Annotated in this window: 12 protein-coding genes; 10 read left to right on the forward strand and 2 right to left on the reverse strand. The window is 67.9% G+C overall.

The window, feature by feature from the left end:
* Nucleotides 1–235: 235 nt before the first annotated feature.
* Nucleotides 236–820: a hypothetical protein gene (locus GXY15_08710; GenBank protein ID NLV41293.1), complete on the forward strand. Its 585-nt coding sequence runs from the start codon at nucleotides 236–238 to the stop codon at nucleotides 818–820.
* Nucleotides 821–966: 146 nt separating this feature from the next.
* Here the strand turns inward: GXY15_08710 and GXY15_08715 are convergent, their stop codons facing one another.
* Complete coding sequence (locus tag GXY15_08715; GenBank protein ID NLV41294.1) at nucleotides 967–1,797, reverse strand: alpha/beta hydrolase; 831 nt, start codon at nucleotides 1,795–1,797, stop codon at nucleotides 967–969.
* A 358-nt stretch (nucleotides 1,798–2,155) separates the two neighbouring features.
* On the opposite strand from GXY15_08715, the gene GXY15_08720 reads away from it, so the two are divergent.
* From GXY15_08720 to GXY15_08755, 8 genes are all read left to right on the forward strand, one after another.
* The gene (locus tag GXY15_08720) at nucleotides 2,156–2,593 is read left to right on the forward strand and encodes a Dabb family protein (GenBank protein NLV41295.1); all 438 of its coding nucleotides are present in this window, start codon (nucleotides 2,156–2,158) and stop codon (nucleotides 2,591–2,593) included.
* A gap of 185 nt (nucleotides 2,594–2,778) precedes the next feature.
* On the forward strand, nucleotides 2,779–3,885 hold the full coding sequence (carA, locus tag GXY15_08725; GenBank protein NLV41296.1) for a glutamine-hydrolyzing carbamoyl-phosphate synthase small subunit: 1,107 nt from the start codon (nucleotides 2,779–2,781) through the stop codon (nucleotides 3,883–3,885).
* Complete coding sequence (locus GXY15_08730; protein ID NLV41297.1) at nucleotides 3,882–4,532, forward strand: HAD family hydrolase; 651 nt, start codon at nucleotides 3,882–3,884, stop codon at nucleotides 4,530–4,532. Before carA ends, GXY15_08730 begins: the two co-directional genes overlap by 4 nt.
* A gap of 126 nt (nucleotides 4,533–4,658) precedes the next feature.
* On the forward strand, nucleotides 4,659–6,050 hold the full coding sequence (locus tag GXY15_08735) for an MBL fold metallo-hydrolase (protein NLV41298.1): 1,392 nt from the start codon (nucleotides 4,659–4,661) through the stop codon (nucleotides 6,048–6,050).
* Nucleotides 6,051–6,247: 197 nt separating this feature from the next.
* Entirely contained in the window at nucleotides 6,248–6,661 is a 414-nt protein-coding gene (locus GXY15_08740; GenBank protein NLV41299.1) for an Rrf2 family transcriptional regulator, read from the forward strand.
* Between the two features lie 13 nt (nucleotides 6,662–6,674).
* The gene (locus tag GXY15_08745; protein ID NLV41300.1) at nucleotides 6,675–7,940 is read left to right on the forward strand and encodes an aspartate aminotransferase family protein; all 1,266 of its coding nucleotides are present in this window, start codon (nucleotides 6,675–6,677) and stop codon (nucleotides 7,938–7,940) included.
* 82 nt (nucleotides 7,941–8,022) lie between these two features.
* Nucleotides 8,023–8,631, forward strand: a complete 609-nt coding sequence (locus GXY15_08750; protein NLV41301.1) for a hypothetical protein — start codon at nucleotides 8,023–8,025, stop codon at nucleotides 8,629–8,631.
* 32 nt (nucleotides 8,632–8,663) lie between these two features.
* A complete protein-coding gene (locus tag GXY15_08755; protein NLV41302.1) occupies nucleotides 8,664–10,223 on the forward strand; it encodes a transglutaminase domain-containing protein in 1,560 nt (519 codons plus the stop codon).
* Between the two features lie 886 nt (nucleotides 10,224–11,109).
* Here the strand turns inward: GXY15_08755 and GXY15_08760 are convergent.
* Nucleotides 11,110–12,108 (reverse strand): DUF1559 domain-containing protein, encoded by a 999-nt coding sequence (locus GXY15_08760; protein NLV41303.1) that lies wholly within the window; start codon nucleotides 12,106–12,108, stop codon nucleotides 11,110–11,112.
* A gap of 316 nt (nucleotides 12,109–12,424) precedes the next feature.
* Between GXY15_08760 and GXY15_08765 the strand changes: the two genes are divergently transcribed.
* The gene (locus tag GXY15_08765; protein ID NLV41304.1) at nucleotides 12,425–12,937 is read left to right on the forward strand and encodes a DUF456 domain-containing protein; all 513 of its coding nucleotides are present in this window, start codon (nucleotides 12,425–12,427) and stop codon (nucleotides 12,935–12,937) included.
* Nucleotides 12,938–13,294: the final 357 nt, after the last annotated feature.

The raw sequence follows: 13,294 nt of genomic DNA on the forward strand, positions 1-13,294 counted from the left end.
CGTGGACGATATGGACGGAATGGACAAAATGGACGATATTGACAGGAGAAACGACCTGTCGAAGGGCTCTGACTATCCTGTCCGTCCCGTCCATGTTGTCCATTCCGTCCATATCGTCCATTCACGCCGTGGCAGACCGCCATCTCCGCCCTTGCCGCATCCGCGCCGGGTGCGGTACCATAAGGGCAGGGGCCGCGCGAAGCGCCCCGCAACTCCGGCCCAAGAGGAATCATCCGTGCCCGCAGACTATGACCCGCTCAAGGCGGAGCGCATGCTGGAAGAGCAGGCGCGCAAGGAAAGCCTCAGTTTTCAGTCGCTCATCGAGGAAATGGGCGATTTGCCCGCCGCGCAGGCCCCCCAGACCGGTGAGGAGAGCCCCGCCGGGCCCGGGGACAGGAACCTCGCCACGGGGTCGCTCGCGGATGCGGAGTATGTCGGGTTTGGCGGCGGCACCGTGGCCGGGGACGCGGATGAGGCGGCAGCCCGGCGGCGCAAGAAAAACGAGGACGATTTCCGGGTGCTCACGGGCAGCAGCCCCAAGCGCACCCCGATCTGGCTGCAAACCCTGCTGATGGGGGGCATCGCGGTCCTGCTGCTCCTGCCGGTGTCCGGCAGGGCCTCCGGATATGTCTACTACCAGCCCTGGTATTCCTACGGGGTGATCTTTCTGGCGGCCGTGACCATTCTGTGGTCTCTCTACGGCATGTACCGCGAGGACGAGAACCGCGACCGGGGCCTGTGCGCCATCGGACTCGTGATGGGGATTGCCGCGGGGATTGTGGCGTACCTGGTGAGCGCGCCCACCCCCCTGCCGAGATAACCGCCCGCGGGCGGAACAAGGAGCACCGCATGGACATCACCGCCGCCGACGTCATCGTCTTCTTCACGACCTACAAGTGGTGGTTCTTCGCACTCCTGCCCTTCGCCATCGTCATTGTCGTCCTCAAGATGCGGGGGTAGGCCCGGTCAGGGGGCGGGCGTGCGCCGCAGGAGGAATTCCCGCAGCGGCCCCGTGTACGCCTCTCCGGAGGAGAACTTGCCGCCGCCGTGGCTGCCCGTGATCTGTGCGAAGGCCTTCGGCTCTTTCGCCGCCGCAAACAGCCGCTCCCCGTGCGCCAAGGGGATGGTGTCGTCGTCCGCGCTGTGCAGCACCAGCAGGGGCGCGCGAAAACGCGGCGCCTTGTCAATGTTCCGGAACCGGATGCGCGTCAGCAGGGGATGGGGCAGCCCCGGCAGGGTGTCCCGCACCGCCTCGGGCACGGAGGTGAAGGTGCATTCCAGCACCACCGCCGCAGGTTGGACCTCGGCGGCCAGATCGGAGGTCACGCCGCCGCCCAGGGACGCGCCCGCCAGCACCACCCGTTCCGGCGGCACGCCGAGGGTTTCCGTAAGGTGCCGCCACACCGCCCGGATGTCCGCGTAGCACCGCTGCTCCGAGGGTTTCCCCGTGCTGAGTCCATAGCCGCCGTAGTCGTAAAGCAGCACCGAGAACCCCAGGTCCCGGAAAATCCGCGCGTCGTCCAGATAGTGCGAGATGTTCTTGCCGCTGCCGTGGGAGAAGAGCACCGCGCCCCGCGCCTCCTCCAGGGGCATCCACCAGCCGTGCGTGACGCCCCCCGGCACCTCCAGCCGGAACTCGTCAAAGGTCCAGCCCAAGTCCTCCGGGGTCTGGAGAATCTCCGCCGTGCGGCCGTTGAACAGGATCGTCTCCTGAAACAGCCACACGCCCCCGCACAGGAGCAGCAGGAGAACCAGTGCCGCACCCGCCCCCCATTTCGCCGCGCGCCGGATCCACACGGAAACCCGCTCCTTTCGATGACCGCCGGCCCGTCCGGCGGGGGGGCACATCAGACCACGCCGCGCCGGCGCGGGTCAAGCCGGACCGGGGAAAATGCCTGAAGTAAACGGTGCCTTCGCGGGCATGAGATTGCTTCGCTACGCTCGCAATGACGGGTGGTCGGCGGTCTCGCGTTGAACCGGTCGGCCACCCGTCATTGCGAGCGTAGCGAAGCAACCTTGTTCCCGCCAACGCCCCGGCCGACGCGGCAATCTCTTGTCGGGAGGCCTCCGGTTTCGCGCGTTCGCCGGTCCGGCTTGCGCCCAGCCCCCCTGCGCGGACATACTGGACGCCCAACCCAACCAAAGGAGCCTTCCCATGACATCGCGGCATTTCCCCGGAACCAAGGTCGTGTTTGCGGTTCTCTTCCTCGCGGCGGTGGGCGTTTTGGCCGCCGGCGTGACCGCTGTCTCGGCGGCCGAACCGGCCCAGGCCGATGCCAAGGCCGCGCCCGTGCTGCGGCATGTGGTGCTTTTCGGCTTCAAGCCCGAGGCGACGCCGGAGGACGTCAAGACGGTGGAGGACGCCTTCGCCGCCCTGCCGACCAAGATCAACGGCGTTATCGGCTACGAGTGGGGCACCAACGTCAGCCCGGAGAAGCTTGACCAGGGCCACACCCACTGCTTCTTTCTCACCTTCGCCAACGAGAAGGACCGCGACGCCTATCTGGTCCACCCCGAGCACAAGGCCTTCGGCAAGCTGCTGGGGCCCCATCTTGCCAAGGTGACGGTGCTGGACTACTTCGTCAAGCCCTGACCCGCGCCAAAGACCGGGCAGGCGGGACGCCTGCGCTACGGAGAGGCGCCGAGGGGCCCGGTTCGTAGCGCCGCCGTCCCGGCGGCCTTGTCTTCGCTTTCCGGGGCGCACACGCCCCGTCGCCGACCCCCGGAAATCTGGTATACTCCGCGCAAATCACCCCCGCGAAAAGGGAGAACCCTACCATGAAAGCGATCCTGGCGACGGAAGACGGGACGGTGCTGGAAGGCCGGGCCGTGGGCGCCGAGGGCGAGTCCGAAGGCGAGCTGGTCTTTAACACGAGCATGACGGGCTATCAGGAAATCCTGACGGACCCGTCCTATGCCGGCCAGATCGTCACCATGACCTACCCCCACATCGGCAACTACGGGGTGAACGGGGACGACGGGGAGTCCGGCCACCCCTACGTCCGCGGTTTTGTCATGCGCGAGTGCTGTTTCGAGCCGAGCAACTGGCGCGCCACGGCCAGCCTGCCGGAATACCTCCGCAGGCACAATGTCGTCGCCATTGACGGCGTGGACACCCGCCGCATCACCCGCCTCCTGCGCACGAAGGGCGCCATGAAGGCCGTCATCAGCACCACCGACCTGAACCCCGGCTCCCTCGTGGCCAAGGCCCGCGCGGGCGCCGACATGGCGGGCAGCGACTTCGTGAAGGAGGTCACCCTCCGCGAGCCGTCCGCCTGGCCCGCCCCGGCCGCGCCGAAGTACCGCGTGGTCGCCATGGACTACGGCATCAAGCGCAACATCCTGCGGCTCCTGGCCGACGCGGGCTGCGAGGTCACCCTGCTCCCCGCCACCGCCGGACCCGACGAGGTCATGGCCCTCAACCCCGACGGCGTCTTCCTCTCCAACGGCCCCGGCGACCCCGCCGCCCTGCCCTATGTCTACCCGACCGTCCAGGCGCTCATGGAAAAGCGCGTGCCCATCTTCGGCATCTGCCTGGGCCACCAGATCCTCGGCCACGCCTTCGGCGGCACCACCTACAAGCTGAAATTCGGCCACCGCGGCGGCAACCAGCCCGTCCTCAACACCGTCACCGGCAAGGTGGAGATCACCGCCCAGAACCACGGTTTCGCCGTGGACCCCTCCTCCCTCAACCCGGAGGACGTCGAGTTCACCCACCTGCACCTGAACGACAAGACCTGCTCGGGCATGGCCCACAGGAAGCTGCCGATCTTCAGCGTCCAGTACCACCCCGAGGCCTCCCCGGGCCCCCACGACAGCCGCTACCTCTTTGAGAAGTTCACCCGGCTCATGGACGACTACCAGGCCGCCAGGGCCGCCCAGTGACGGAAGGCCGGACATCCGCCCTGCTCATCTTCGATGTGGACGGCACCCTCCTCCAGACGGAGCGCGTGACCGTGCCCGCCGTCCAGCGCACCCTCCGCGCCCGCGGCCTCGCCGAACCCGACGCCGATGTCATCTGCTCCTTTTTCGGCAAGTCCGTCGCGGCCTATGAGGCCTGGCTCGCCTCCCTGTGCCCCCCCGGACAGATGGAGGAGATCGTCGCCGAAACCAACGCCCTCGAGCTGCGCCTCATCGGCGAGGAGGGCCGCCTCTACGACGGCGTCCCCGAAACCCTCCAGCGCCTGCGCGACGCCGGACACCGCCTCGCCGTCTGCTCCAACGGCCCCCGGGACTACGTGGACACCTTCCTCGACGCCCACGGTCTGCGCCCCCTCTTCCACGGCGTCCGCGCGCGCGGCGCAAGGCCCGAGGGAAAAACCATCATGGTCGGCGAACTCCTCGCCGAACTCGGCGGCGGCCCCGGTGCCGTCATCGGCGACCGCGCCGACGACCTCCGCGCCGCCCACGAAAACCGCCTCACCGCCATTGCCGCCGCCTACGGTTTCGGCAACCCCGCCGAACACCAGGAAGCCGACCTCCGCCTTGAACGCTTCCCCGACCTCCCCGGTCTGCTGGCCGGCCGCTTCTAGTCCCCCCCCGGCCGCGGCGCCCGCCTTTTCCGTCCTCTTCCCCCGCGTGACTCGGGCGCGGCGGGGGGAGTATCATGGCCCCGCCGCCGCGGATGGGCGCGGCGGGGAAGTGCGAAGGAGTGCGTCATGCTGGTGAGTTTCCTGGGCAGCGCGGGCGGGGAGGTGACGGGTTCGGCCAGTCTGGTGGAGAGCGCGCGCGGGCGCGTGCTGGTGGACTGCGGGATGTTTCAGGGGGGGAAGAAGGCGGACGCGCGGAACCGCGCGCCCTTTGCCTCGCGGCAGAAGCTGGACGCGGTGCTGGTCACACACGCGCATCTGGACCATTCGGGCCGCCTGCCCATGCTGGTGAAGGCGGGGGAGAAGTGCCTGTTTTACGGCACGCCGGCGACGAACGACCTGGTGGCGCTGATCCTGCGGGACGCGGCGCGGCTGATGGCGCAGGACGCGGAGCGCCAGAACCGGAAGCGGCAGCGGTCGGGCCAGCGGGCCGTGGAGCCGCCGTACACGGTGGACGACGCGGAGGAGGCCATCGCGCGGCTGACGCCGGTGCCCTACAACGAGCCGGTGGAGGTGGCCTCCGGCATCCGCGCCTGCTTCACCGAGGCGGGGCACCTGCTGGGCTCGTCGAGCATCCAGGTGTCCGTGGACGAGGAGGGGCGGACAAAGCGGGTGGTGTTTTCGGGCGACCTCGGCCCGAAGGGCGCGCCCATTCTCAAGGATTATGAGCCGTTCCACGAGGCCGACGCCGTGGTCATCGAGTCCACCTACGGCGACCGCGAGCACCGGCCCTTCGGCGAGACGGTGGCGGAGTTCGAGACCATCGTCCACGACACGGTGGCGCAGGGCGGCAAGATGCTCATGCCCACCTTCTCCGTCGGCCGTGCGCAGGTCATGACCATGATCCTCGCGGAGATGTTCCGCGAGGGCAAGGTGAAGCCCTTCCCCGTGTTCCTCGACAGCCCCATGGCCATTGAGGCGTCGCGCATCACCATGCGCCACCCGGAGCTGTTCGACGACGAGATGTCCGGATTCCTGCGCGAGGGGAACCTCGAGACCGACCTGAAGACCTACAAGGCCACGCAGACCGTGCAGGAGTCCATGGAGATCAACCAGGTGAAGGGCCCCTGCCTCGTCATGGCCGGCGCGGGCATGTGCACCGGCGGCCGCATCCTCCACCACCTGAAGCACAACCTCTGGCGCAACGGCACGCACGTGCTCTTCGTGGGCTACCAGGCCGCCGGGTCGCTGGGCCGCATGCTGGTGCAGGGCGCCAAGAGCGTCAACATCCACGGCGAAAAGATCGCCGTCCGCGCGCAAATCCACACCCTCGGCGGGTTCAGCGCCCACGCCGGCCAGAAGGACCTGCTCGCCTGGCTCGACGTCATGGCCCCGTGCCGCCCCAAGATCATCATCAACCACGGCGAGGACGAGGCCCGCAAGGCCCTCCGCGCCCGCATCCAGGAGCGCCACGGCCTCACCCCCGAACTGCCCGACGAGGGCACGGCGATCCACCTGTAACGGCGGGCGTCCATATCGTCCATGCTGTCCATATCGTCCATGTCGTCCATATCGTCCATGTCGGCTATGGTCCTTGGTCTATGGACGATATGGACAAAATGGACCGTATGGACGAGGGCGGAACTGGGCAGGGTTGACGCGGGGGGCGGAATTCCTGAATAATAAGCGGGATACTAAGGATTCCGGAAAGGGCGCCCATGAACATTTCCGCGCGTTGTGAGTATGCCTGCCGGGCGATGGCCGAACTGGCCCTGCACCACGGGGACGGGGCGGTGATCACGGTGCAGGAGCTGGCGAACCGGCGGCATATTCCGGAGAAGTACCTGGTGCACATCCTGCTCCAGCTCAAGCGGGCGGGCCTGGTGGCCAGTGTTCGGGGGGCGCAGGGCGGCTACGGCCTTTCGGAGAGTCCGGACCGGATCACGCTGCTGCAGATCGTGGCGGCCATTGACGGCCCGGTGCTGGCGCCGCTGCCGGTGGACGACGGCCGGTGCGAGGAGGTGAAGGCGGTGTGGGCTCGCATCGCGGGGGGGGTCCAGGGGTTGCTGGAAAAGATCAGCCTCCGGCAGATGGCGGAATTCTCCGGCCGGGAGCCGATGTACTACATATAGAAGGAGTTTTTTCATGCCCGCGATTCTGCACGATGATGAGCCGAAGGGGAACGCCCTGCGCGTTTTGGCGGACCGCTACATCCCCCGGGGCCTGAGCACCCGCACGCCGACCCAGGCCGCAGTGGTCCGCGCGAAGGGCTGCCGCCTGTGGACGGCGGACGGCCGGAAGCTCATAGACTTCACCTCGGGCGTGCTGGTGTCCAACCTGGGCTACGCACACCCGCTGTTTGAGAAGCGGCTGAAGGCGTACCGGCGGGGTGTGCCGCGCAACGCGTACAACATGGTGACGGAGCCGATGGTGGAGGCGTCGCGGCGGCTGGTGGTGTCCATGGCGCGGCGCAACCCGAACGCGCAGCAGGTGCTGTGGGCGGCGAGCGGGTCCGAGGGCGTGCAGAAGGCCATGTGGTCCGCCATGCACCTGCATCCGGAGAAGCCCATCCTCGTGGCCACGCGGGGCGGGTTCCACGGCAAGAAGGGCCTGGCCGCCGATGTGACGGGCGAGACCAGCCCGAACCCGAACGTCCGGTTCATTTCGTTCCCCCTGGACGCCCCCTTCACGGAGAAGGACTGCGAGCGCGAGCTGGCGGCGCTCTCCGCCGAGTGCGGCGGCCGCGCCGCGCTGCTGATCACGGAGCCCTACCTCGGCGCGCGGGGGTCCTACCACCCGCCCAAGTGGTACCACGCGATGCTGCAGGAGTGGTGCCACGCCGAGAACGCGGTTTTCATTTTCGACGAGGTGCAGTCGTGCTTCGGGCGCACGGGGAACATGTACGCCTTCGAGACCTACGGGGTGCGCCCGGACCTCGTCGTGCTGGGCAAGGGGCTGGCGAACGGCGAGCCCGGCGCGGCGGTCGTGGGCCGGGCCGACGTGCTCGGCGCGCTGGACTACGGCGAGGGCAGCGACACCTACAGCGCCACGCCGGGCACCTGCGCCGCCGTGTGCGCGGCCCTGGACGTGTTCCGGGAGGAGCGCGTGCTCGACCACGTCAAGAAGGCGTCCAAATGGCTGCGCGGCGGCCTGGCGCGCCTGCAGAAGCGCTTCCCCTTCATCCACGCCGTGCGCGGCGAGGGCATGGTCTACGGCGTCGAGATGACGGACGCCGAGACGGCGAACCGCTGCGTGCTCGAGGCCTACCGCGCGCGGGACAAGAAGGGCGTCCACTTTCTTGGGCCCCTCGCCCAGAAGGTGCTGCGCGTCAGCCCGCCCCTGGTGATGGACCGCGAGGAGATGGACGAGGCCTTCGCTTTGGTCGAGGAGGCCTGGAGCCGCATCGGGTAGCGCCGGGCGCGGCTGTGGTAGTATCTCCCCGGGGCGGCGAACGCCTTGTCGCCCGGAAGCGGCGGGAAATCGTTTCTCACACATGAAGACAACGCACACACAGCGCATCGTGGCGGCCCTTCTGCTGGTGGCCGCACTGCCTGGGGCGACCCAGGAGGCGGACAAGGAGGCGAAGGCGCGCGCGCGGGCCCTCCAGGCCGGCATGACCGGCGAACTCCTGGAAAACACCGATTTCTCGCAGTGGGACGGCGATAAGCCGGCCGGGTGGGGCGTCTGGAACCCGGCCAAGGGCTGCAAGGCGGTGCCCGGCCCAACGGGGCCCAACGGCGCGCCCTCGCTGGAGCTGGTGCCCGATGACGCCGGGTTTGTGGACCTGAACGCCCGGGTGCCCGCGGCGAACGGCATGCTGCACGCGGGGGACTCCCTGCTGCTGACACTGACGTTGAAGGCGGACCAGGGGGTGCCGATGGAGATTCTGCTGACAGTGGTGCACGGCGAGAGCGCCGGAGAGAAGACGGCGGCGAAGCTGCCCTTTAAAGGGGACGGCAACTGGAACACGATCCAGTACACCCTGCCGGCCCTTCCCCCCAACCCCGACCGGGTCGAACTGGCCATCCGGATGCGCGGCGCCAAGGAGGGCGCGGCCTATGTCAGCCGGGCCAGCCTCCGCGTGCTGCCCCCGGTGACCTAGCGCGCCGCGGCGGCCCCCGGAGCGAGCCCCCCATGAAGAAAGCCCTGCTGGTTATGGCGGCCATGACAACCCTCCCGTCCCTGTGCGCGGCGCAGCCCGGGGCGCTCGACGCGCTCCTGGGCGAGAACTGGTACGGGGTCTACATGAACGGCCAGAAGGCCGGCTACTCCACCAGCCGGGTGTCCCGGGACGACCAGGGCCGCGTGCATGTGGTGGAGGACGCGAAGTTCCAGGTGGCCATGTCGGGGTCGCGGCAGGACATGCGGGTCTTCTCGGAGCGGGTGTACACCGCCGACGGCGCGCTCATCGAGATCATCTCCGAGGTGGTGGACCCCGCCCAGGTCTCCCGTTTCCACGCCATGGTGTCGGACGGGGAGCTGCTCCTGGAGAGCACCGTCGGCGGCGTGGTGAAGGAGACCACCCTTCCCGCGCCGAACGAGACGGTGAACGACGCCCTGCACCTGGGGCTCTGGGCGCGCGGCACCCCCCAGGTCGGCGATGTCATCAACTTCTCCGTCTTTGAGCCCCTCTACGCCCAGGAGGTCGCCGGGGTCAGCCGCGTCGTCGGCGTGGAGGAGCGGGTGTTCAACGGCGTCCCCACAAAGGTCTACCACGTGCGCACGGCCATTGACCTCATGGCCATAGACTCCCAGAGCTTCGTCACCGAGACGGGCCTCACCCTGGAGGACGAGGTGGCCGGCATCCTCACCCAGCGGCTCGAGCCCGAGGACATCGCGAAGGACGTCTCGTACAGCAACGACGTCATCGTGTCCAACGCCGCCCTGGTGGAAACGCCCGTGCAGGACCCCCGCAACCGGGAGCGCCTCCGCCTCGCCCTGCGCGGCCCCGTCAACGAGAACCACACCTTCAACGACGACCGCCAGCGCATGGCGAACCGGGGGGACCATTACGAGTTCCTGTCGCGGCGCGCGGACCTCGACGCCTTCGAGCCCGCCCTGCTCCCCGTCACCGAGGAGGGTGTGATCCGCCACCTCAAGCCCACCGCCTTCATCCAGAGCGACCACCCTAAACTGCTGGAAAAAGCCCGCGAGATCGCCGGCGAGGAGAAGAACACCCTCGAAATCTCGCGGAGACTCTGCAAATGGGTCCACGACAACGTGCGCAGCTCCTTCTCCGCGCGCCTGTCCAACGCCCTGGAGGTGCTCGAGCACCGCGAGGGCGACTGCACCGAGCACAGCGTCCTGTTCATCGGCCTCGCCCGCGCGGCCGGCATCCCCGCACGCGAGGTCGCCGGTCTCATCTACATCGGCGGCGCCCAGCCCGGCTTCTACTTCCACCAGTGGGCCGCCGTCTGGGTCGGGCGCTGGGTGGACGTGGACCCCACCTTCGACCAGCCCGCCGCCGACGCCACCCACGTCAAGCTCGCCGAGGGCGACCTCTACCGCCAGGCCCGCATCATCCCCATCATCGGCAACCTCAAGATCGAGGTGCTTCCGGACGACGGCCCCGACCTCTTCGCCGAGGCGGCCGCCGCCGAAGCCGCCGCGCAGCCCGACGAAAAGGGCGCCGGGGAGCCCGAGCCGGAATCCGCCGGCGCCGACGCCCCGGCCGCGGAAAAGGCCGGCGGCTGACGGGGTCCCCTGATTGCCGGATCTGAGGCGGGAGCCGCGACCGCCGCAGACAAAAGCGCCCCTGGAGCGACTTCAGGTTAAGATGCGGCATTCCAAGAGGACGTCCGGCAGGCACACCGAGGTGGCACGGGCTTCCAGCCCGTGTCTTGGGTCATGGATGCAACCCAAGAAACACGGGCTGGAAGCCCGTGCCACCTCGGAGTCTGTCCCCGCCATCTTCCTTTCGATACGGCATTTCAACCTTGAATTGCCCTGATCGCCGGACAAGACGGGCGGGAGCCGGAGCCTGGGCGGGGGGATAGGCAAGAGGTTTCCTCCCTCGCTGGTATTCCCGCCAATGAGGCAGGCTGTCGGGAACGTCCGCTAATGAAGTAGACGTCTTCTGCCGCAGCACAGGTCTCCGGTTGGCCCTCCATGCCCGAGCCCCAGACGTGAAGAAGGAGGGAAGCGGGCACCCTCGGCATCCCGGAGGGATGCGGGATATTAGCCGGTGGTTGAGCGTCAGCGCCACCACCGGGCAACAGACCATGCTCTCCTCTTGAAGAACCCCGGCAGGGGTTCAGGACGCGACGGCTCCTGTTGGCCCCGGAGTCCCGCACCCCTACCGGGGTGCCAGAAAGGGGAGGGGGGGCCGTTTCCGGTGGTATCGCTGACGCTCAACCACCGGCTAATGTCCCCCACCCCTCCGGGGTGAAAAGGGACAGGAAGACATGGTCCATTTCGCTCCAACAAGGGCGATGCCGGGGGCGAGTTCCCCCCAAGGCGAGAGACACTGCCGTTCCCCAGCCTGGCATGCCTCCCCTGCTTCCCATTCCCCCGAAAACAGAAAGGGCCCGGAACCGTTCGGTTCCGGGCCCTTGACGATCAGGTCAGGGGGCCGCCGCGATCAGGAGAGCGCGGGGGCCAGCACGCCGAGGGTGTTCGCCACCAGCTTGTTGCACAGCGTGTCCGTGGCGTTCTCGCTGTACCGCTGGAACTCCACGTGGCCGTCCATGAACAGGATGTTCGAGCCGCCGGGGATGTGGTTGTAGGCCGCGGGATCAATGGCCACGAAGTCGAACATGATCGGCACGGTGCTCTGCGCCTGGGCACTGGCACCGGGGTTGTTGATGTCCGTTATCAGGAAACGCTCGATGCCGTCACGGAGACGGTAGATTGTCTCGCCGCCGCCGTTGCCAAGGCCCCGACCGGCGTGGATGCCGCTCATTTTCACATCACCGTCAACGTACTTTGCAAGCCCGGCCGGATTGTTCAAATTCGCAATCAAACCGCCCGTCGTAAGCGACTCAAGCAAGGCGATGATCTGCGGAAGACCGCCGGTGGCCATGTCGGAGGGGATCACTTCAGAGGTGGTGCCATTGTCGAAGGTATCCATGAGCTGGGCGACGGTGGAAAGGTCGGCACCGGGGACTGTGTAACCAAACTGGTCAAAGACCCAGCCCACATAGCCGTAGCTGGAGTCCACAAGGCTGGCGCAGTGCTGGGGAGTGGTGGGGCTAATGTAATCGAGACAGGGCTGACCGTCCGGGCCGACAATCCCTTCCTGCGCATCGCCCAGACCGGGATCAGACGGGCAGAACAGCAGGTTGCCGTCCGTCAGGTACTCGGGATACAGCGAGAAAAGGTTCGGGCCGAGGTCGAAGACCAGCGTTTGGCCCCCGCTTTCATTGCGAAAATACCCAAGCTGGAGGGTCGGATATGCGCCTTTGGCCTCGTTGCTGTACATCTTCATGACGAGGCCCCACTGCTTGAGATTGTTCTGGCAGGAGGCGCGGCGGGCGGCCTCGCGGGCGCGGGCCAGGGCGGGCAGCAGGATGGCTGCCAGGATGCCGATGATCGCGATCACGACCAGCAGCTCGATGAGGGTAAAACCACGTTTGCGCATTTCATTTTCTCCTTGTTTCAGGGTGCAACGTTAACCTAGGAACTCCTTACCAACGGCATCACCGGCGCATTGGTAGAACCAATCTTACACCATTTCCCCCCGGATGTCAACCCCCCGTACGGGAAATTTTTCCCGGCCGCGCCAGCCCTTCCGACAGAGTAGACGCGGCATCCTGCCGCGTTCTTTGGGCCGACGCAAGACCGGAAGAACGCGGCAGGATGCCGCGTCTACCTTGTCCCCCTTCGGGCGGTTGCGCCGGGGTGCCCCGGCATCGGATAATTTCCCCCGGACAGGCGGGGAACACACGGGAACACACATGGCAACGGCATTGGCCATATTGGGATGGACGCTGTTTGGCCTGGCGATTCTCGCCGGGCTGGCGCTGAATCTGGCGGGGCTTTTTGGCAACTGGGTGATTCTGGGTGCCGTGGCGGGGGCGTGGGTGTGCACGGGGTTTGACCGGTTTGGCCCCTGGACCCTGCTGGCGCTGGGGGCGCTGGCAACGCTGGGCGAGGTGGCCGAGACGGCGGCGTCGGGCTACGGCGCGGCGCGTTTCGGCGGGGGGAAGGGGGCCGTGGCGGCGTCGCTGGCGGGCTGCATCGCCGGGGCGGTTCTGGGCACGCCGGTGTTCCCGGTGGTGGGGACGCTGGCCGGGGCCTGCGTGGGGGCGTTCCTGGGGGCGGCGCTCTATGAGCTGCTGGTCAAGGGGAAGACGGCGGCCGACTCGGCACGGACGGGCACCGGGGCGGCGCTGGGCCGCATCGGCGGGTTGGCGGTGAAGCTGGGGCTGGGACTGGTCATGCTGGCCGTGTCGGCGGTGAATTTCTAGGCGCCCGCCCTGCCGGGAACGAGGTCGCTTCGGTCGCTTGCGCTCCCTGCCAAGAAAGTACCGGATTCGCTGGAGCGGCCGTGCCCCTGGGATCGCCAAGCTTCCCCTTGGCTTTCGGGGAAAAACGGAGCGACTGGGCCCGCGCGGAAGAACCCAAGAGGCCAAGCTGGAGCTTGGCGAGCCCAGGGGGCGCGCGGTTTGGGCGATGGAGGGCGCCGAAGCCGTGGCGGGACGGGAGGGGCGCGCGGCGTCTCCTTTTGGAGTGCGGCGGCAACGACGCCGCTTTGGTTCCCGGGAAAGAGCTGCCGGGAGGGGTGCGGCATGGATCCTCCCCGGGCAAAGCGGTGTCGCCGCTTC

Source organism: Candidatus Hydrogenedentota bacterium (assembly GCA_012730045.1).
GTDB lineage: Bacteria > Hydrogenedentota > Hydrogenedentia > Hydrogenedentales > CAITNO01 > JAAYBR01.